The 20,432-nt window shown below is 47.4% G+C and carries 13 protein-coding genes and 1 riboswitch; of the genes, 10 read left to right on the top strand and 3 right to left on the bottom strand.

The window, feature by feature from the left end; all coding sequences use genetic code 11:
• Window positions 1–320 precede the first annotated feature (320 nt).
• Window positions 321–471: riboswitch (FMN riboswitch) on the top strand.
• 128 nt (window positions 472–599) lie between these two features.
• From GJB61_RS10625 to GJB61_RS10605, 5 genes are all read left to right on the top strand, one after another.
• A complete protein-coding gene (locus GJB61_RS10625) occupies window positions 600–1,559 on the top strand; it encodes a DMT family transporter (RefSeq protein WP_154118476.1) in 960 nt (319 codons plus the stop codon).
• A gap of 262 nt (window positions 1,560–1,821) precedes the next feature.
• Window positions 1,822–5,223: a glycosyl hydrolase 53 family protein gene (locus GJB61_RS10620; protein WP_154118475.1), complete on the top strand. Its 3,402-nt coding sequence runs from the start codon at window positions 1,822–1,824 to the stop codon at window positions 5,221–5,223.
• Between the two features lie 170 nt (window positions 5,224–5,393).
• Window positions 5,394–7,139: a sensor histidine kinase gene (locus GJB61_RS10615; protein ID WP_338115748.1), complete on the top strand. Its 1,746-nt coding sequence runs from the start codon at window positions 5,394–5,396 to the stop codon at window positions 7,137–7,139.
• Window positions 7,136–8,770 (top strand): response regulator transcription factor, encoded by a 1,635-nt coding sequence (locus GJB61_RS10610; protein WP_154118474.1) that lies wholly within the window; start codon window positions 7,136–7,138, stop codon window positions 8,768–8,770. The genes GJB61_RS10615 and GJB61_RS10610 overlap by 4 nt, the downstream gene beginning before the upstream one ends.
• Before the next feature lie 71 nt (window positions 8,771–8,841).
• A complete protein-coding gene (locus tag GJB61_RS10605; RefSeq protein WP_154118851.1) occupies window positions 8,842–10,476 on the top strand; it encodes a type 2 periplasmic-binding domain-containing protein in 1,635 nt (544 codons plus the stop codon).
• Between the two features lie 86 nt (window positions 10,477–10,562).
• Here the strand turns inward: GJB61_RS10605 and GJB61_RS10600 are convergent, their stop codons facing one another.
• Complete coding sequence (locus GJB61_RS10600) at window positions 10,563–11,594, bottom strand: glycoside hydrolase family 53 protein (protein WP_154118473.1); 1,032 nt, start codon at window positions 11,592–11,594, stop codon at window positions 10,563–10,565.
• 223 nt (window positions 11,595–11,817) lie between these two features.
• Here GJB61_RS10600 and GJB61_RS10595 point away from each other — a divergent pair, with 223 nt between their 5' ends.
• The 5 genes from GJB61_RS10595 to GJB61_RS10575 all read left to right on the top strand — a co-directional run bounded on the left by GJB61_RS10595 (window position 11,818) and on the right by GJB61_RS10575 (window position 17,384).
• Window positions 11,818–12,477, top strand: a complete 660-nt coding sequence (locus GJB61_RS10595) for a stage V sporulation protein AA (RefSeq protein WP_154118472.1) — start codon at window positions 11,818–11,820, stop codon at window positions 12,475–12,477.
• Between the two features lie 2 nt (window positions 12,478–12,479).
• Window positions 12,480–12,905, top strand: a complete 426-nt coding sequence (locus GJB61_RS10590) for a stage V sporulation protein AB (RefSeq protein ID WP_154118471.1) — start codon at window positions 12,480–12,482, stop codon at window positions 12,903–12,905.
• 781 nt (window positions 12,906–13,686) lie between these two features.
• Complete coding sequence (locus GJB61_RS10585) at window positions 13,687–15,363, top strand: spore germination protein (RefSeq protein ID WP_154118850.1); 1,677 nt, start codon at window positions 13,687–13,689, stop codon at window positions 15,361–15,363.
• A 115-nt stretch (window positions 15,364–15,478) separates the two neighbouring features.
• The gene (lysA, locus tag GJB61_RS10580; RefSeq protein WP_154118470.1) at window positions 15,479–16,810 is read left to right on the top strand and encodes a diaminopimelate decarboxylase; all 1,332 of its coding nucleotides are present in this window, start codon (window positions 15,479–15,481) and stop codon (window positions 16,808–16,810) included.
• Window positions 16,811–16,952: 142 nt separating this feature from the next.
• Window positions 16,953–17,384, top strand: a complete 432-nt coding sequence (locus tag GJB61_RS10575; RefSeq protein WP_154118469.1) for a peptidylprolyl isomerase — start codon at window positions 16,953–16,955, stop codon at window positions 17,382–17,384.
• 161 nt (window positions 17,385–17,545) lie between these two features.
• On the opposite strand, the gene GJB61_RS32380 is transcribed toward GJB61_RS10575, so the two are convergent.
• Both GJB61_RS32380 and GJB61_RS10565 read right to left on the bottom strand, forming a co-directional pair.
• Window positions 17,546–19,018, bottom strand: a complete 1,473-nt coding sequence (locus GJB61_RS32380) for a stalk domain-containing protein (RefSeq protein WP_154118468.1) — start codon at window positions 19,016–19,018, stop codon at window positions 17,546–17,548.
• A gap of 32 nt (window positions 19,019–19,050) precedes the next feature.
• The gene (locus GJB61_RS10565) at window positions 19,051–20,427 is read right to left on the bottom strand and encodes an MBOAT family O-acyltransferase (RefSeq protein ID WP_154118467.1); all 1,377 of its coding nucleotides are present in this window, start codon (window positions 20,425–20,427) and stop codon (window positions 19,051–19,053) included.
• Window positions 20,428–20,432: the final 5 nt, after the last annotated feature.

The following is a 20,432-nucleotide window of genomic DNA, read 5'->3' as shown; positions in this document are numbered from 1 at the left end:
TCCCTACCATCCCCATTTATTGGCCCTATGTATTCCTGAGTTTTACTTCTGCCACTAGTGGCACATATAATGCTTTAACGACAAATGTTGGCAAAAGTTGCGGGATATTTTGGCTGAAAACATGATTATTTAGATAAGTAATAAATGGCTTGACCTAATTGTTATATCGGTAAATAAATAGGAGAAATGAACCCTGAATTTGCTGTCGAATGCTGCACTAAATGCTTTATTTTGTGAAACAACTATGTATATTTTCATAAAGGACTAGACGAAACGCCAGATGGGGTTTATCCTAAGATTGTGAAAAAAATAACGGAATACAAGATTCTCGGGGTAAGGTGAAATTCCTGACCGGCGGTGAGGTTCTAAGCGAACTAAGCCCGCGACTCGTTTTCTCTTTTCTATAGAGGAAGCGACTGATCTGGTGCCAATCCAGAGCCGACGGTAAAGTCCGGATGGGAGAGGATCATAAGATAAAGGCGCCAGGAGTCCCTCCTGCCAGCCTTTATTGATAATGGCCCCCGACTGTTACCCTTTTAGGTAATTCGGGGGCTTTTGGTCTCTTATCGAGGGTTTGTATCGACAAGGAGAATGGAATTATGAGTAATGTAACTGCTTCATCATCCGAAGTTCGTACAGCACCTTTGCGCAGTGGCTTTTGGCTGGTTGTGCTGGGTGCTGCATTGTGGGGCGTTGATCCGCTATTCCGCATCATATTGCTGAAATCGCTGACCTCTTCGCAAATCGTACTGCTGGAGCATGTTGTGCTTTTTCTGGCTGCTGCACCCGTATTGTGGCGCCATCGCGCCGAACTTAAAGGCATCCGTATCCGTCAGGCAGGGGCATTATTGGTTGTCTCCTGGGGGGGGTCTGCCGTGGCTACGATCCTGTTCACCATGGCTTTATCCAGCGGAGATCTGAATGCGGTACTCCTGCTGCAAAAGCTACAGCCGCTGTTCGCCATCGGGCTCGCCGCTCTAATCCTTAAAGAACGTCTGCCCAGAAACTTTGGGCCATTGATCTTAGTAGCACTGGCAGGCACGTATCTGTTAACCTTTGGCTGGAGTATTCCCTTTGGGCATGTCAACAGCTTTATTGGCATCAGCAGCCTGATGGCGCTAGGGGCAGCAGCTCTCTGGGGCGGTTCAACTGTGATGGGACGGTATCTGCTGGGTTCTATGAAATACGAGACCGTGACTTCGTTACGTTTCATTATGGCTTTGCCTTTGCTGTTTGTGATTACCAGTCTGGAAAATGCGCCGTGGCAGATTCATGGCGGGCTAGGTACCTCTGCTGCGATTGCGATCAACTTGCTGCTGCAGGCTTTGCTGCCAGGATTGCTCAGTATGCTGCTGTATTACAAAGGACTTAGCACGACCAAAGCTTCCTTTGCTACCTTGGCTGAACTCAGCTTCCCGATGACGGGCATAGTCCTTAACTGGATGGTGTTCGGTCAGTTGGTTACCCTTCCGCAAATTATCGGGTTTGCGTTGATTTGGACTGCATTATTCTTTATTTCCAGCCAGCAGCCCAAACCAGAGATACTCTCCAAAGTTTAATCTCTTAAACATAACTTAGAATTAACATAGTAAGAGGGATGTCCAAAGGCCTTAAGGCTTTTGGGGCATCCCTCTTTTTGTTCAAAGTTAAGAATTTATACAATTTAACTGTTTTTTCGTAAATAGAATGCTAAAACTGCAGAAATGTTTCAGGAGTGATCTATGGTGCTTTTTAGGGAGCGTTTACAATTAGGAAGTATACAGAACTACAGTGTTGCAAGCTTATGAATAGCACCATTATATAGTCTGGGAGGCAGTGAATTTGAGAAAAACATTCGTATTAATAATGATTCTGGCCCTTCTTAGCTCTCCTTTCACTTTCGGGAACGCAGTTCAAGCAGCGGCAGAAGGGAATGTCGCTCTAGGCAAACCAGCGAGTTCGGATAGCGAGCTTAGCGGATATGAAGCAGGGATGGCGGTGGATGCGGAGGAATGGAGCACGAACTGGGCGGCGAATGATGGCAGCTTTCCGCATTGGCTGGAGGTTGATCTGCAAGGCTCATACGACTTGTCCGGGGCAACTGTGATTTGGAATGCCTGGAGCTACATCAACCAATATACAATTGAAGTTTCACGCGATCACAAGGTATGGATAACCGTTGCGGACCAAAGTCAGAGCGTTAGTACAGAGCAAACGCAGTACAATGCTTTTAAGATGCGGAATATTTCCTATGTGCGAGTTACAGTCACTGGAATTAACGGCGGGAAATGGGCTGCTGTAAATGATGTGAAAATATGGGGAGTGCCTGCCGGAACTAATGCGCATGAGCCTCAGCAAGGAGTTATAACTTCAGTACTGCCAATTAGACTCGATACGGAAGTTGGAAAGGTACCTGAGCTGCCCAATGTGGTAACCGCGGTATACGGTGATTCCGGTACGGAGGATGCGGAGGTTACTTGGGATGTGCTGCAACCTGCAGATTATTCTCGCCCTGGGACAATTACAGTAGGCGGCTCTGTTTCCGCAACACTGCTGCGAGCGGTGGCTGAGGTGACGGTAACTGGTGATAGCACTACACCGATTAGCGGATTTGAGCCGGTAGAAGTGGCTACAATCACGGATGTGCCTGCTGTGTTGCCTTCTGCTGTTAAGGCTACCTATGAGGATGGCTCAAGCAAGCAGCTTCCAGTCGTTTGGAACGACCTTTCAGAGGCGCAGTATGCTGTAGAAGGTGTATATACAATAACCGGACAAGTGGACGGAACAGAGATACAGCCGACGGCTGTAATTACAGTTACTGCACTCGTCCTACAGTCAGGTTTCATTAAGGGTGCGGATATTTCCACTTTGCAGGCAGTTGAGGATGCTGGCGGGAAGTATTACGACCATGGAGTAGAGAAGGATCTGCTGGATATTCTCAAGAGCCGGGGTGTGAATTACATTCGCCTACGCATTTGGAACGATCCCGAGGAAGCGGGCGGATATAATGACCGTGAGCACGTGGTGGAGCTGGCGCAACGTGTGAAGGCGAAAGGCTTCAAGCTGCTGCTTGATTTCCATTACTCTGACTTCTGGGCCGATCCCGGTAAACAGAATAAACCTGGAGCTTGGGTGAATTATTCTTATGAAGAATTGAAACAAGCCGTATATGACTACACCCATAGTGTCATGGAGGAGCTCAAGGAAAAAGGGGCTTCGCCCGATATGGTGCAGATCGGGAATGAGATTAACGGCGGTATGTTATGGCCGGATGGCAAATCCTACGATCAAGAGAATGCCTTTGATAAGCTGGTTCCGCTGCTGAACAGCGGAGTGCAGGCGGTAAGAGATGCTCAGGCAGTAGGACAGAATATCAAGATCATGATCCACCTTGCCGAAGGCGGCAAGAATGATACGTTTCGGTGGTTTTTTGATGAGTTAACGAAGCGAAATCTCGATTATGATGTGATCGGTGCCTCTTTCTATCCGTATTGGAGCGGCACGCTAGATAGTCTGCAATACAATTTGGATGACATTTCCAAGCGTTATGGCAAAGAAGTGATCGTAGCAGAAACTGCGTATCCGTTCACTCTAGAGGATGCAGACGGTTTTGAGAATAATATCGCCAGACAGGATCAGTTGGACGGCAGTGGTTTCCCGGCTACGGTGGCCGGTCAAAAGGCCGAAGTGAAGACGATGATGAATGTGGTCTCCAAAGTGCCTGAAGGCAAAGGGACGGGGATCTTTTATTGGGAGCCGGCCTGGATTCCGGCTGCTGGAGTAGGCTGGAAGGTTGGCGAAGGCAATGCCTGGGAGAATCAGGCGATGTTCGATTTTGCAGGCAATGCGTTGCCTTCTCTAGATGTCTTCAAGACTCCGGTAACCGGAGAAGACGAGACTCCTGGTGACAATGGCAGTGAGCCTGACCCGGGTAACGGTGAGGTGGATCCTGGTACTGGTGAAGTAGACCCCGGCACTGGTGAGCCTGACCCTGGTACTGTTGAAGTAGCTCCTAGTCCGGTCATAGTTATTAACACGGGAGGCGTTAACCCCGCAAGCACTACTGCAAGCACTGCAACAGTTGTGCAAGCCGAAGGCCAGTTACAGGTCAAAGCGCTGGTCGGAAGTAATGGTATCGCCAAAGTCACCCTTACTGCTGATGAGCTCAAGCAAGCAGTGGCAAAACTTCCGGATAACGGGAAACTGGTTATCACAATCCAACCTGCAGCTGGAGAGAGCATAGGGGCTAATGTAGAGATCCCTTTAGCCTCGTTATTGGAGCTAGGTAAGCGTCCTCAGCTTGTTATTGTATGCGGTGCAGCTTCCATCACCGTTTCTACAGAAGCTGGAGCAGGAATCGTAAAGGATGACGCCAAGATCATGACAGTCTCGCTGTCCGGAGCTACATCGATTCCAATCCCACAGCAGCTGTCAGCTGGAACACGCGGATATCCGGCGTATGATTTCCATCTCGCAGTTGACGGTGTGACCGTGAACCAGTTCAACAAGCCTGGTGCAGTGGTTATAGCCATGAACTACTCGTTGAAGCCCGGTGAGAAAGGCCATCAAATCGCCGTATATTCGATTAGCGCTGATGGTAAGTATGAATATGTCAGAGACGTGCAGTATGACCAGGCTGCAGAACAGATTGTATTTCAGCCTCGTCATTTCAGTACCTATGCTGCCGGATATGTAATAGACCAATTTACTGATTTGAACACAGCGGGTTGGGCGTCGCAAGCTATCGAGACGCTGACGGCTAGAGGAGTCGTACAAGGGACAGGTAACGGGCAATTTGTACCGCAAGGTAACGTTACTCGTGCCGAATACGTCAGCATGCTGCTATCCGCACTCCAACTGACAACAGAGCAGGGTTCAGCCAGCTTCCCGGATGTGCACCCTGAGAGCTGGTACTATCCGGCAGTGATTACGGCTGGCAAGCTGGGAATTGTGCAGGGACTAGCAGGCGGAGACTTTGGTCCCTCCGATTTCTTGACTCGTGAAGAAATGGCTGTCATTTCGTGCCGCGCCCTTAAGCTTATTAATGAGATTAAGGCTGACGGCAACGGCAGTCCAGTTCCTTTTAAGGATAAGAACTCGATTTCGCCATATGCCAGTGAAGCAGTAACTTTTCTTGAACAGGCTGGTTTTATCAAGGGTTTTGGTGACGGAAGTTTCAAACCGCAGGCTCATACCTCACGTGCTGAAGCGGCTTCCATAGTATCTGCGTTGATGCAGCAATAAGTGAAGGGCAGGCAGTAACCGTGCTGGAATTAGGCGGTTAAGGCCTGCCTATCACACGTTTTGGGGATTTGTGCCAAGCGTGACTATGCAGCCTGCCTTTTTGGCTATGCGTCCGCAGGTATTGTTTGTACAATAAGAGCTACGACAATACGCTGGGGTGTGAAGAGAAAGTGTATAAATTTAATTTATTTACCAAAATCGTCAGTGTTATGGTCATCTTGCTGATTCCAATTACCCTTCTTTATATTTATTCCAATAAGACGACTACCGATGTACTGCGGAGTGAGTTGAATACATCGAATAGTGATCAATTGCGCTTTTTTCAGAATCAGGTAGAGACTAATATGGAACTGCTGGCCTCATGGCCTATTCTATTGATCCACGACCCTGATATTCTCAGTCTCAAGGATGAGCATTTGGAGCTTGGACATTTGAATCTTCATACTATGAATCTGATCAAACGGATTCAGACCAAAATCAGCATTCAAGAAAGCTCCTCCAATTGGAAGAGTAAATTATATCTCTATTCCCCGTCTTTACAACGGCTCGTCATTGAGAATGATGTCACAACCTATAAAAATGCAGATTTATTGCAGGAAGTGAAAGCAGGCTGGCAGGTGGAGAAGTTGCAAGATCAGAGTGGGGATCGTTTTCGGTTCTCCTGGTTCTCTTTCACACCGTTTATGTCCGAATTCTCTCCCGAGAAGGTCAACTCTATCATGAAGGTGGAATTTGATAGCCGGAATATAGAGGATATGCTGGATAAATTCAAAAGTGATGGTCGTAGAGATCCCTTCTATTACAAACCAGGGACCGGGCTGATTTATAACCACAGCGCCGACCTGTTGTTCGTTAATAAACTGGTCAGACGGCTGGAGCAGAAACAGATCATGGGCAGTGAGAACCGGACGCTGGATATAGAGGGTGAATCCTACAGCATTAATATTGTTTATTCTGATAAAATGGGCTGGTATTTGATCGATTATATTCCCTTGTCGGAAATATTACAGCCCATTCACAACTCGAATCGCTTATTTTACATATCCGTCAGCGCTTTGCTGTTAATGGGTAGTCTGATAGCCTATTTGTTATATATTCAGGTGCAGGTGCCTGTAAGACATTTGATAGGAGGATTTCAGAGGCTGAAGCAGGGTGATTATTCTGCCCGAGTCGAGCTCAAAGGGAAGAATGAATTCAGCTTTTTATCCGGTCGCTTTAACACTATGGTTGAACAGACCCAAGAGCTGATCGAGAACGTTTTGATGGAGAAAATTCACGTGCGGGAGGCACGGCTGAAGCAGCTGCAGTCACAGATCAACCCGCATTTTTTCTATAATTGCCTCTCCTTTATTACGAGTATGGCGAAGCTCGACAATATGGGCGCTGTTGTTGCGATGTCGCATAATTTATCACGCTATTACAGATACACGACGCGGCAGGAGCGTGATTTGGTAGCTTTATCGGAAGAGACAGAATTTGTGACTCACTACCTGGAAATTCAGGGGATGAGAATGAGCAGACTTCAATATACGGTAAATATCCCCCCCAAAATGTTGAAGCTAGAGCTTCCCCCATTAGTGTTGCAGCCGCTGGTTGAGAATGCAATTTTGCATGGAATTCAACCGTTGGCCGAAGCTGGAAGGGTGCGGATCACTGGCTATTGCAGCGGGAAAGTGATGATGTTAACGGTTGAAGATGATGGACAAGGTATGAATGCGGAAGACAGAGCGGAACTGGAGGGTCGGTTGGGTCGGCCAATGACGGAAGAGATGAGTTGCGGACTTTGGAACGTATACCAGAGAATGAGGCTGCGATTCGGGGACCAGGCGAGTTTGTCCTTTACGGCTTCACCACTTGGAGGATTACAAGCTACACTGCAATGGCTGCTGCCGCCAAATCAGGAGGATAAGCGATGATAGAGGTGTTATTGGTTGATGATGAATCCTATGTGACGGAGAGCCTGCAACGGACGATTCCATGGGCGGAATTGGGGGTTTGGAAAGTACATCAAGCAGTGTCAGGTGCACAGGCGCTGCAAATGATAGAGGAGCAGCAGATAGACATTGTGGTCACGGATATTTCCATGCCCGGCATGACCGGACTCGAATTAATGGAGATCGTGGGCGAAAGGTGGCCCAATATCCGCTCGATTCTGTTGACGGGCTATTCCGACTTTGAATATGCAAAGAAGGCGATCAGGCTGCAGGCGTTCGATTATATTCTGAAGCCAGTAAATGACGAGGAGTTTATCAAAAGTGTAACCGATGCCATTGAATCATTGAAGGATGAATGGGAGGTACACGATAAATATCATCTGCTGCTCTATAAGCGAAAAGGGGATTATAGTGTGCTTCGCGCCAATCTGATGCATGATCTGCTGCTAGGTAAAGTGCTTTCGGAGCGGACGCTTAAGGATAAGCTAAAAGAATATGAGGTCGCTTTTGATATGCCTGCCCCTTCGGTAATTCTACTGATACAGCTTGGCAAGCATTATACGGCAATGGATCAGCATTCGATCTCTCTAATGGAATATGCTATAGGCAATATTGCTGAGGAATTATTCAAGGAGCAGTTCCATGTCTGGTTCAGTAAAGCGCCGCATGATTGCCTGCTTTTGCTGGTTGGGTTAAAAGTAGATGTTGTAAAAGAAATAGAGCTGCTGGACAACTACGAAGCTGTGCGGAGGGGCTTGCTAAAGGTAGCTATATCCGAATTTCGTATTCACGTGAGCAATTATCTAAAGGGGGATATTTCGCTTATCGTATCTAAGTGGTTTACTTTTCCCGAAGGGTTGACCTCTGTTTACAGAAGCGGGCTTAGTGCCATGTATTTGACAGCGCCTAACGAATCTAGCTCGGTGTTGTTTTTGGAGGAGCGCGATTTGCAGGAGAAGATTGCGGTCAAGTCGCTGGAAAGCCTATATCGTCCACCCACACTGATTCATCTGCTGGAATCAAAGCAATGGGAGGCAGTCCGTTTGAAGATTGACGAGGTGTTCCGTGATATGGAGACCGCTCCCAGAGAGCATCTGTATGAAGTGTTTCTGTCCATCACCAATGCTTTTATGTATATCGTCCATAAAGATGGACAATTTATTTCGCAAATTGACCAGTACGCCTTTGATCCCCTGCTGACCCAGAGCATTATTGTTTCACTTGAGAAGCTGCAGAACTGGGCGTATGAGATGCTGAGCAAGCTGCAGAAGGAACTGTCTGAAAGTGAGCAATACACAAAAAGCTATATGATTAGGCAGGTGCATGAGCTGATAGGAGGACACGGCGGCTATGAGTTGTCGGTGAAGAGTATTGCAGAACAGGTGTATCTGCATCCAGTGTATCTCTCCAAGATCTATAAGGCCGAAACAGGAGAAGGACTTGGAGATTATATCATCCGAATGCGGATGGAACATGCACTCTATTTGCTTAAGAATACGAACAAAAAAATATACGAAATCACTACAGCGCTGGGATATCAGAACCCGCAGTACTTCAGTATTCTTTTTAAAAAGCACTACGGTATGACACCAAATGAATTTCGTGAGGGATAAGGGGGGAGAGCGCGATAAAGAAAAGGAAACGATTGTTGATCCTGTGCATATGTCTGCTTTTGGCCTGCGGCATGACGGGCTGCTTCGGAATAAGGGACGCAAATACAAAAAATACAGCAAGTACAGCTGGTCACACAGCAGGAGATGTAGAGAACGTCTACAAGGATAAATATGATCCCGAGGTGACGATTACAACAGTGTGGGGCGTTGATCCGGAGCTGAAATTCAAGCGCGGAGAAACGATTGAGAATAACATAGCTACCCGGTGGGCCAAAGAACAATTCGGCATCCATATTCAATCGTTGTGGTCGATTACGGATACGAACGGTGCTTATGGTACAAAGTTGCGACTGTCGATGGCCTCAGGCCAGAAAATGCCGGAGGTGGTGACTGTCGGAGCCTCTGATATAACCATTGCGCAGGATTTAATCGATTCGGGACTCTATGCTGAGGTTGGTTCCATGTTTGATAAATATGCTTCTAGTACTTGGAAAAAGGCGATGGCACAAGATCCTAATGTCTGGAACCAGTACAGCCGCGGCGGCAAAAGAATGGGCATTCCGGTGCTCGATTATGCCTATAACCATGATTATATTCTGTGGATTCGCCAGGACTGGCTGACTAAGCTGGGGCTTAAGGCTCCCGAGACGATCGACGAGCTGGAACAAGTCATGGAGGCCTTCAAATACCACAATCCTGACAGGTTGGCGCCGGATCAGGTGACCCCGCTTAGTATAGGCTTCAAGACAACGATGAACACATGGATGGGTGATCCTTCGTGGATCTTCGGTGCTTATGGAACGCTTCCGCAGCAATGGAACTTAGGAGCTAATGGCAAACTGGAGTATGGCTCCGTTAATGACGGCAGCAAGCAGGGGTTGGCGAAGCTGAAGGAATGGTTAGCCAAAGGATACATTCCGCAGGAAGCGGCACTATGGGATGAGAATAAGACAGCTGAACCGGCAGTTGCCGGCACCGCTGGTATGATTCCCGGACCTTACTGGATGAGTGGTTGGCCATTGCGGGATACGCTGATCCATGCTCCTGATGCCGTATGGGCACCGATTAAGCTGCCTGCTGGGCCGGGAGGAACCGTAATGCGGCATGGTACCTCTTACAATAATGGTGTAACTCTGATCAGTAGGACAATGAAGCATCCGGAAGCTTTTTTCACCTATCAGAACTATCTCTTTGACCATTATGCTGATCCTGTGCCTGGTAGCAAACTTGATAACGGACTTTTTTCTGGTTATGACTATCAACTGGATTCCACGGGGAACCGGATCGCCAATGACAAGATATCCGGTGGTTATGTCAACAGTATCCGTTATTTGCTGGTGCGAGACGGCGCACGTATCCCTGAATCTCAGCTGCAGTCACTGCTTCATCTGGCGAGCGGCGCCGAACCGCAGACGAGACTAGAGAAGGAGGCAGTCGTTAGTTATGGTCCTGATACCCCGGCTGCAGCCAAAGTTCTACTGGCGCAAAAAGATAAATCATTCAAGGATATGTTCACCGGACCGGCAACGGAAACGATGAAATCCAGACAGGATTATCTGAACAAGCTGGAGAGTCAGACGTTTAACGATATTATATACGGCATTCAGCCGTTGAGCGCCTTCGATACCTTTGCAGCTGCCTGGAAATCAGGCGGAGGCAAACAAATTACGCAGGAAGTTAATGAATGGTATGCGACCGTGAAATAAATCCTGCCCATTTTCAAAAAATAAAGGACCGTCTTCCCAGTGAATATTGAACTGGTGAGACGGTCCTTATAGGTTTACCTGAGAGGTTAGTTCAAAAAGGCATCCAGTGCTATTGTAGGTTTACCGGATGAATCAAAAGCGCCTTTAGTATAAGAGTACCAAGTGCCGTAGCACTCTGGCTCCCAATAAAATACACCCAGCCCTTTGCCGCCGGTGACAGATTTGGTTTTGCTGATAATATCGGTCAGGAATGCTTTGGCAGTTGCAGGTGCGCTTACATCCATGCCAACCTCGGAGATTATGACCTCTTTTCCGTATCTAGCAACCATATCATTCATATTGGTTAAGGTTTGAGCATTCAGCGTGGACCAGTTGCTAGTAGTGGGATAAAGTGACATGCCGATGACATCATATTTGGCACCATTGGTCTTCAGCCCGTCGAACATCCAGCGGAACAAGGCGTTGTCATACCCATTAGACAGGTGGACGATGACCTTGGAGGTGCTGCTTACCGCTTTTACAGCGTTATAGCCGGAGTTGATCAGTGCAGCGAAGTTACTCATACTTACAGACGCTTTGCCATCTGCCCAGAGCATCCCGTTATTGGTCTCATTGCCAACCTGCACCCATTCAGGGGTAACGCCATTACTCTTCAGTGTGTTTAGCACATCGTAAGTATGGTCATATACTGCTGTTTTTAGATCTGTAAAGCTTTTGCTAGTCCATGCGGATGGTTTGGTTTGATTAGCCGGGTCTGCCCAGGTATCACTGTAATGGAAATCAATCATAATTCTAAAACCAAGCTTCTGCGCACGAACAGCTTGCTTAACGACATCGGCTTTATTAGAAAAGTTAATGGAAGGATTCACCCAGACCCGCAGCCGGATCGAGTTCATTCCGTGATCCTTCAACGTTTGCAGCACATCCTGTTTAACCCCACTGTCATTGTAAAAAGCCCAATTATAGGATTCCATCTCCGATAACCAGCCCACATCAGCCCCCTTCGCAAAAGTAGCAGCAGCCTCTGCCGGTTTGTGCTGACCCCAATTGAAACTGATACTAAGCAGGAGAGATAAACAAATGAATAATTTGAAAATATTCTTGGGACTCTTTCTCATAACCAACCTCCTGAATTAAATTTACTGTACACGCTTACATTTAGTTCTCCGCTAACGGCTTACAACTTACAACTTAAGTCTAGATTGAAATCTGCGGCAAGGGTACCCATAAACAATCAACATTTATTCATTTTTGGAAATGAAATAGACCTCAGAGTAAAAATAAACCTTTTCTCCCATACTATCGTTAATCTCGTATCTAAAATCCTTAGGAGGACTGTGGATGAAAGGCCATTCTGCTCCCGCCATCTATATACAGCTGAAAAACCGGGTGACGGTCCCCCAAGGTAAGGGAGTCACGCTACGTGATGTTGCCTTTCTGATTACAGACCCAGAGTGGGAGGAGTCATTGTATTCTATTCTGCTGCTGCAGCCGGAACAAAGTGACGGAAACCTTATCCTAATTGATCTCCTGATGGTCATCCCCCGCATCCAGGAGCTATTGCCAAAAGCTGATATTGAGCCGATTGGGGAGGGCAAAACGATCGTGCAGATTGAAGGTCCGGTTGAGGCGCGGAAACCCTCCATGGCGTTGTTTGTGTTAGTGTGGCTGCTGCTCTTCTTCGGCTCTGCACTGACCATCATGAATTTTCATGCGGATGTAAGCATGCAGGAGGTCCAAATTCGTATTGTAGAGATGTTAACGGGTCATCGGGATGAGCATCCGTATGCCTTTCAGGTTGCTTATTCACTGGGTATTGGTTTTGGGATGGTTATATTTTTCAACCATTTGTTCAAAAAGAAGTGGAACGAGGAGCCAACTCCACTCGAAGTGGAGATGTATCTGTACCAGAAAAATATCGACCATTATGTGGTGAATGAAGAATACAGCAAAATGAAGAATCGTCAAGAAGTGAGTCAAGCTGAACACCCGGAGGGCTGATCATGACTGCACCGATCTCATTAGGTTTAAATCTATTGCTGGGTATTGCGGGAGGGATCGCTGTTGGCGGTGGGGTTATCGCGCTAATTATTGTGTTGGATATGGTGCCCCGCCTGGCGCAACTGACCTCTTCCTACGATAAAGTGCATTGGTATGAAGGCGCTTTGGTGGGTGGGTCACTGCTTGGTACTGTAAGTGATTTCTGGAATTGGAGGTTATCAGCCGGCCCCTTAGTGGAGTTAGGGGTTGGGCTGTTTGATGGAATATTTGTCGGAATGCTGGCTGCGGCTTTAACAGAGGTTTTAAATGTACTGCCTATATTGGCTAAACGTCTGAATATGACTCACCATCTATTCGGATTACTAATGGCGATGGTAGCTGGCAAGGTCGCGGGTTCTTTATTCGATTGGTTTGTATATCGACAATAAATAGGGGGCTATTGGAATGGTCAAATATATTCACAGCGGCGATTACGTAGAGCAAGAGAAGAAGATAACACCCGCTGCAGAAGGGGAAAGTAACGCACAAGCAGGTGCAGAGGAGGGCAGCCCGAGCGCAACGCCAGCTTCTGACGTTGGCCAAACTGTGAGCACCACCGAAGGCACTGAGCCTGAGGCTGATTGTGGTCAGCAAGCGGAAGAAGCGCAGGCCACTGACCAGTCCGCCGAACAGAAGCCGGATGCAACAGATTCTGAAGTGGATACCGGGGCGGACGCTGGGGCAACCGCTGGAGCAACCAGTGGCGGCAGTCAGGACTCAGAAGCCTCAGAGGAGCTGGGTACTGAAGAGGAGGAAGATTCTAGTAAAGGATTCTTCGCAAAACTGTTTGGTACAGACGCAGAGGAGGATGAGCAGAAAGAGGCGGTTCCAGCGGAGTCTGGTGCAGAAGACTCACAAGAAGAGGAGCCAAAGGCGGATGCTCAAACAGCAGACGTGGGGGTGGACTCAGGAGCAACTGGTTATGGAGAGCAGGATATTGAAGCATCAGACGGACTGGGTACACCAGACCAAGAGGGCACAAAAAATACGGAGGGCGCTGCCCTGGCAGTGGAGAACAGCACGGATTCTGCAGCAAGCGACGGGGGACAGCAGCAGGAAGCGGAAGCTTCAGATGAACTGGGCTCTGAGGAGCAGGAAAGTTCCGGCAAAGGTTTTTTTGCCAGATTATTTGGGTTGGGTGCTGACGAAGATGAGGACGAAGACACGGAGATGCAGGACCCAAATGCACAGGCAGCAGAAGAGCCGGAATCGGGGAAGGAGAGTGCGGCCCTGCCGCCCAAGACTGTTGAGGCTAAGGAGCCACCGCAGGATTCCAGCAAGGAAAAGAACAAAGTAGATCCGCGGCAAAAGAAACGAGACACTGAACGATCAGATTCGTTAGAGGAATCAATTATTTATTGGCAAGGCCATGATGAAATTCCACCCTTGTTAGAGGATACCAAAAATACACTCACTGAAGTAATGGGGCTTGGATCATCCTTTGATGTGGTGTTCAGGGAAATGTCCTTTGGCGGCCACAAGGCGGCACTACTATGTATTAGCGGATTTGCCAAGGATACCATAATGGATGAAATCTTAAAGCGGTTGACCTATCTTACGCCGGAGAATTTATCTACAGATGTGTTTGCCAGCTTTATGAACCAATATATTCCGCATATTCAGGTTGAGAAAGGTCAGTTGTTAAGTGAGTGCATCAATAAGGTGATGTCCGGAATGAGTGCTATCTTCATTGAAGGCGAGACACAGGTAATTGTGATGGATACCCGTGCCTACCCTTCGCGCAATCCCGATGAACCCTCGATTGAGCGGGTCGTACGCGGCTCACGAGACGGGTTTACAGAAACCCTCCTAAGTAATGTTGCGCTTGTAAGAAGACGGATACGTGATCCGGGACTGAAGTACGAAATGCATCAGGTCGGGCGCCGGACAAGAACGGATGTCTGCGTAGCCTACATTGACGACATTGTGGATAAGACTCAGGTGAAGGCTGTTACAGACAAAATCAAAAGTGTTAATGTCGACGGAATTCCGCTCGCGGATAAACAATTAGAGGAGGCGATCGTTGGCGGCGGCTGGAATCCGTATCCGCTGGTCCGTTATTCCGAACGTCCTGATACCGTGGCTTCTCATTTGCTGGAGGGACGTGTTGTTATTTTTGTTGATACCTCCCCTAGTGTTATGGTTCTTCCAACAACATTTTTTGACCTTTGCCAACATGCTGAGGAGAATCGTCAGACCCCTTTTATGGGTACGTATTTGCGCTGGGTCCGGTTTATTGGTATTTTCGCGTCTATGTTCTTGCTGCCCCTCTGGATGTTGTTGGTTTTACATCCTGAACTTAAGCCGCCAATGCTTGAATTTATCGGACCGCAGAAGACGGCTCATATTCCTTTGCTGGCCCAGTTTCTCATTGTGGAACTAGGGGTTGATCTACTTCGAATGGCGGCAGTTCATACGCCAACCCCGCTTGGGTCTGCCATGGGCCTGATTGCCGCTATATTAGTTGGAGACATAGCTGTGCAGACGGGTTTATTTGTGAATGAAGTAGTGCTGTATATGGCAGTAGCCTCCATAGGCATGTTCGCGACACCAAGCTATGAGCTGGGGCTGGCGAACCGCATTGTCAGGCTGGCGCTGCTGATTGCCGTTGCCGCATTCCAAGTTCCTGGCTTTATGATCGGCTCTACCTTACTCGTTGTACTGCTGACTATGCATCGCTCCTACAATTCCTCTTATCTGTGGCCGTTTATACCTTTTAATGCAAAGGCGATGGGTGAGATTTTATTGCGTCAGCCTGTTTTAAACTCAAAAACAAGGCCGTCATTCAATAAAACAAGAGATAATACAAGAATGCCGCCGATCCAAGAGAACGAGCAACAATCGTAGGAAAATACAAATCAACTGCGAATTAGTCCATTCAATGGTGTTCCACCGGTCTGCTATACTGAATACAATAAGACGGATGGAATAGGATATTCCACAGAAATTGGAGGACTGCACAATGTTTTTACACGGGACGAGCCGAATTAACGATGCTGGACATCTGGAAATCGGCGGATGTGATGTAACTGAATTGAAGGCGGAATATGGAACCCCGCTGTATATATTGGACGAGCAATTGGTCCGGCGCCGCTGCAGCGAATATATGGACGCTTTTAAAGCTTCCGGACTTGGCTTTCAAGTCGCTTATGCCAGCAAGGCATTTTCAGTAATGGCGATGTGTCGTTTGGCTGATGAAGAGGGGTTATCGCTTGACGTGGTTTCAGATGGTGAGCTCTACACAGCACTGAAAGCTGGATTTCCAGCGGAGCGTATTCATTTTCATGGCAACAACAAGACATCAGATGAGATTGAAATGGCGATTGATGCCCACATCGGCTGCTTCGTAGTTGATAATCTGGTTGAACTCAACCTGTTGCAAGCCATTGCGGCCCGCAAGGAAGTAACGGTAAATATCTTGCTGCGTGTTACTCCGGGCGTTGAAGCACATACCCATGAATATACAGCAACTGGCCAGACGGATTCCAAATTCGGCTTTGATATCGGCAATGGTTCTGCTTATGAAGCCGTCCAAACGGCAGCAGGTAAAAGTAATTTATCGCTGCTTGGTGTGCATTCTCACATCGGCTCGCAGATTTTTGAAACCGAAGGCTTCCAGCTTGCCGTAGAGCGTGTGGCTGGTTTTGCACGCAGCGTCAAGGAAGGTTTGGATGTAGCTTTCCGGGTAGTCAATCTGGGCGGAGGCTTTGGTATTCGTTATGTTGAGGGAGATACACCACTTCAGGTATCGGAATATGTGCTCGCGATCACGGACGCAGTGAAGACCCATTTTGCCGGGATTTATAGTGCACTGCCGGAGATTTGGGTAGAACCCGGCCGCAGTATCGTTGGCGATGCCGGAACTACGTTGTACACTGTGGGTACTAACAAGGATATTCCCGGCGTACGCAAGTATGTTGCGGTAGACGGGGGAATGACCGATAATCCTCGTCCTGCCCTGTATCAGTCCAAGTACGAGGCGCTGCTGGCTAACCGTGCCAATGAGGCGGCAACAGAGAAGGTCTCCATCGCTGGTAAATGCTGCGAGAGCGGAGATATGCTGATCTGGGATGTGGAACTGCCGAAGGCTGAGAGCGGCGATTTGCTGGCTGTGTCCTGCACGGGCGCTTACAACTACTCCATGGCGAGTAATTACAACCGGATTAGACGTCCTGCTGTAGTGTTCGTACAGAACGGACTAAGAGATCTCGTGGTGCGTCGTGAAACCCATAACGATCTTATCGCTAATGATATTGTACCGGCGCGCATTGCCAAGCAGGCGGTTACGAAGTAACAAGTCTTAGCCTGCTTGTGAAGAATCAACCAAAGCAAAGCCAAGTGGAAAAGCCCCCGCTTGGCTTTGCTTTGTGCGGGGTTTCATAGTAAAATAATAAAAGTGTTCAACATTTGGTAAATTCGAAAGGGGTCATTTACATATGGCAAAGCAAGCGAAAGTTACACTCGAGAACGGCGGAGAAGTACTAATTGACTTGTTCGATCAAGACGCTCCCAACACTGTAGCCAACTTTGAGAAGCTGGCATCTTCCGGTTTCTATAACGGTTTGGTCTTCCACCGTGTTATCCCTGGTTTTGTAGCGCAAGGCGGATGTCCTAACGGAACAGGTTCCGGCGGACCTGGTTACACCATCAACTGCGAGATCAACCCTAACAAACATGAACGTGGAAGCCTTGCTATGGCACATGCTGGCAAGAACACTGGCGGAAGCCAGTTCTACATTGCTTATGGTCCACAGCCGCACTTGGACGGAGTACACACTGTATTCGGTAAAGTTGTTAAAGGCATGGAATTTGTAGATTCTTTCAAAGGACGCGACAAAATGACTTCCGTGGAAGTTATCGAAGCGTAAATTCTGATTTATTAATCGTGAACGATCTATACAAAAGGGTGTTCGGTAGTCATACAAATGACTACCGAACACCCTTTTGTTGTAAAGACGGATGGAGCCTTAGTATTCTGAGTGATGTTCTAAGAACGGACCGTTGCGTAAATAGCTCGTATTCTTTTTTGTTAAGGAGAATCAATCGTCAGGAGATATGCTGCTCCTGCAATATGGACAGTAGTCTTCCAGCCTAACTGATCTGCTACGAACTGCAGGGGCAGCATGGTTCTGCCGGCAGTCAGCAGTAGAGGGTTAGTCATAGGTACCTCTTTCCCGTTAACCTTGGCGATATTATTCCCCACTGTCATTTCCAGCTTCTGTTGCTTGTTGGCTAGGATGGCTGTTTTGCTGATGGAGTCCCACGTAAGCGTTGCTTCAAGTGCTAAAGCGGCTTCAGTAGCTGTTACGAACAGCTCGCCGTCCCCCTGAATTACCCGACTTGTGAGAGGGAAACTCTTATCCTTTATCCGAATATCATAGGCATATACATTTCCTAGTTTGTCTATTGTTGCTGACGTGGTCTGTGAAATAAGAGTGTTGTTTAATGGCTCGATATTGTCTGCGGATACCCGATATGTGGAATCATCTCTCCCGATCGCTTCAGCAATCCAGCTGTTCACCTGCTCATTGTGATGACTTATATCTTTATAGAGATCCAGATTGAAGGTCCATTGTGCTTCAGACTGAAAGTCGTAGAGTCGGGCGTTGGAATGTTGCTCAAATTGCTGGAACATCCATTTCCGCATCTCCAGCTGATTGTTATAACGCTTCGGATTGGTGTTGTACCAGGCTAACTGCCGCATAATGCTGTAAGGTGGATAATAAAAGTAGAATTGCACATCAGGATAATCGATGAGTAGTTGATTGATGTATGTATCGAAGCGCTGCTGGAGCTGCGGCGTATCTTCTTCGTTTAGACCGAAGTAAGCTTCGCTGGCGCTCTGATCATTATAAGATTTAAGCACATGTGCTTTTGAAAATACGGATTCATCATTCCAATTATTGAGATGTTCCAGATCGTTAGCCTGACCTAAGTACATATTCTTGAGGCTAACAGCAAACTGGACATAGACTGAAGAATTGTACCAGTATTTATAATCGTTCCACCATTTGTCATCATACAAGTAATCGGGAAAGTTCTGTTTGTCTTCCGCAGTAACATCCTTCAAAGAGAAGTAGTCCAACCCCCACAGTACCTTTTTCACCTTGCCACTCTTTAGAGCCAGTTGAGCCACTTTGTAATGCTCCTCGACCGTTGAACCTTCGATAGACAGCTTTAAGGTCTTTCCGCCCAAGCTTTTATCTACTTCTGATGGCAGGAAATTCTCCGTCATGGAGGTGCCAATAATAATGGTATCGTAATCGTAATTTTTGGCCAGACCCGGATTCTGATACCTTTCCTGTGTAGAGAAGACAGGCGTATACCAGGTTGAACGATGATAGAATTGCAGCGGGTCCAGAAATATGATCAATAGTGCCATCAAAACTGCAAGAGTCACTGTGAAAAAAACAAAGTAACCTACTGCTCTTTTGGAGCGGCTATGGAAACCTGAAGGTTGAATTAGATTCGCTACGAAATCCGGTTTTTGTTGTGGAAACACTTGGATTTCCTCCTAAACGAAATAAGATAAACCTAGAAATTAAAATACAAGAATTCAGTAATCCGGTTGAAAAAGAGGAGCGAGATCATAAACAGGACTGCCATAAGCAGGGATGTCCGCCAATTTGGGCGCAGCTTGCTCAGTCTTTCTGTTAAATTCGGTGAGGTTAGCATTGCCAGCAGCAGAACTGCCAGAACAGGAAGGATCAGTATTGACTCTGCGAGTGTGGATAGACCCAAGCCGTTCATGCCGAACATCCCGCGGAGCAGCCTGCTAGCCTGTCGCATGTCATGCGCTCGAAAAAAGACCCACGTTACATTGATAAAACTGAAGGTGAGCAACCAGCACAACGCTAGCGGAAGTGGACGACCCCAGCGGTTCCAGATCCGCTGCACAGCCTGTCCTCCTCCGTGCAGCAATCCCCAGAGGATAAACATCCAGCTTGCTCCGTGCCAAATTCCGCCAATCAGAAAGGTGATGAGAACATTTCGAATGGCTGTCCAGAATCCTCTCCTGCCGCCACCTAAAGGAATATAGATGTAGTCTCTGAGAAAATGGCTTAGCGTAATATGCCACCGTCTCCAAAAGTCCTGAATGCTCGTGGCCCGATACGGTGAATTGAAATTTTGCGGCAGCCGGATGTTAAACAGAAGAGCAACACCGATAGCCATATCCGTATAGCCGCTAAAATCATAATAAATTTGGAAGGTATAGCTGAGGCAGGCGACCCAGGAGTCGAAGAACTGGGTAGCATTTGCAAATCCGTTGTTGGCATAGCCGGCAAGAGTATCCGCGATCAGCATTTTTTTGGTGAGGCCAATGCAAAACAGCAAAGCCCCAGCCATCACATTACTCCAGTTCCAGACCTTGTTACGGAGTCTGTCGAACTGTGGCATCATATCCTTGTGATGAAGAATTGGGCCAGCAATCAGATGAGGGAAGAAGGTAACAAATAAAATATAGTTAATCAGCTTGTACTCCTGCACACGCCCCCGGTAGGCATCCACCAGATAAGCGATTTGTGTAAAGGTGAAGAAACTGATGCCAAGCGGCAGCAAAAGATGAAGTGCAGGCACATTGGCACCTGTGAATCCATTCCAATTCTCAATGAAAAAATCAGCATATTTATAATATCCGAGCAGCAGCACATTAAAAGATAACCCCAAGATGAGGATTACAGATCTTCGTGCTGTAGAAGATAGAAGTCTCCGCCCTACAACGTAATTAACTGCAATGGACAACAAGATTAACGGGATGTAGTGCATGTTCCACCAGCCGTAGAAAAATAAAGAGGATAAGGCCAGCCAAAGCTTTGCTATGAAAAAGTATCGAAGCTTAATAAATAGAAAGTACATGATTAGGACAACGGGCAGAAAAGCAAAAATAAAGCCATAAGAATTAAATAACATAGCAG

Source organism: Paenibacillus monticola (assembly GCF_009664975.1).
In the GTDB taxonomy this organism is placed as follows: domain Bacteria; phylum Bacillota; class Bacilli; order Paenibacillales; family Paenibacillaceae; genus Paenibacillus_AQ; species Paenibacillus_AQ monticola.
The sequence above is the reverse complement of the archived record's forward strand: the minus strand, read 5'-3'. Positions and strand labels throughout refer to the sequence as shown.

What these genes read in the sequence shown, in the direction of transcription:
- GJB61_RS10625 (WP_154118476.1), top strand. Translation starts at nt 600, where the DNA reads ATGAGTAATGTAACTGCTTCATCATCCGAAGTTCGTACAGCACCTTTG.
- GJB61_RS10610 (WP_154118474.1), top strand. Translation starts at nt 7,136, where the DNA reads ATGATAGAGGTGTTATTGGTTGATGATGAATCCTATGTGACGGAGAGC.
- GJB61_RS10605 (WP_154118851.1), top strand. Translation starts at nt 8,842, where the DNA reads ATGACGGGCTGCTTCGGAATAAGGGACGCAAATACAAAAAATACAGCA.
- GJB61_RS10600 (WP_154118473.1), bottom strand. Translation starts at nt 11,594, where the DNA reads ATGAGAAAGAGTCCCAAGAATATTTTCAAATTATTCATTTGTTTATCT.
- GJB61_RS10595 (WP_154118472.1), top strand. Translation starts at nt 11,818, where the DNA reads ATGAAAGGCCATTCTGCTCCCGCCATCTATATACAGCTGAAAAACCGG.
- GJB61_RS10590 (WP_154118471.1), top strand. Translation starts at nt 12,480, where the DNA reads ATGACTGCACCGATCTCATTAGGTTTAAATCTATTGCTGGGTATTGCG.
- GJB61_RS10585 (WP_154118850.1), top strand. Translation starts at nt 13,687, where the DNA reads ATGCAGGACCCAAATGCACAGGCAGCAGAAGAGCCGGAATCGGGGAAG.
- lysA (WP_154118470.1), top strand. Translation starts at nt 15,479, where the DNA reads ATGTTTTTACACGGGACGAGCCGAATTAACGATGCTGGACATCTGGAA.
- GJB61_RS10575 (WP_154118469.1), top strand. Translation starts at nt 16,953, where the DNA reads ATGGCAAAGCAAGCGAAAGTTACACTCGAGAACGGCGGAGAAGTACTA.
- GJB61_RS10565 (WP_154118467.1), bottom strand. Translation starts at nt 20,427, where the DNA reads ATGTTATTTAATTCTTATGGCTTTATTTTTGCTTTTCTGCCCGTTGTC.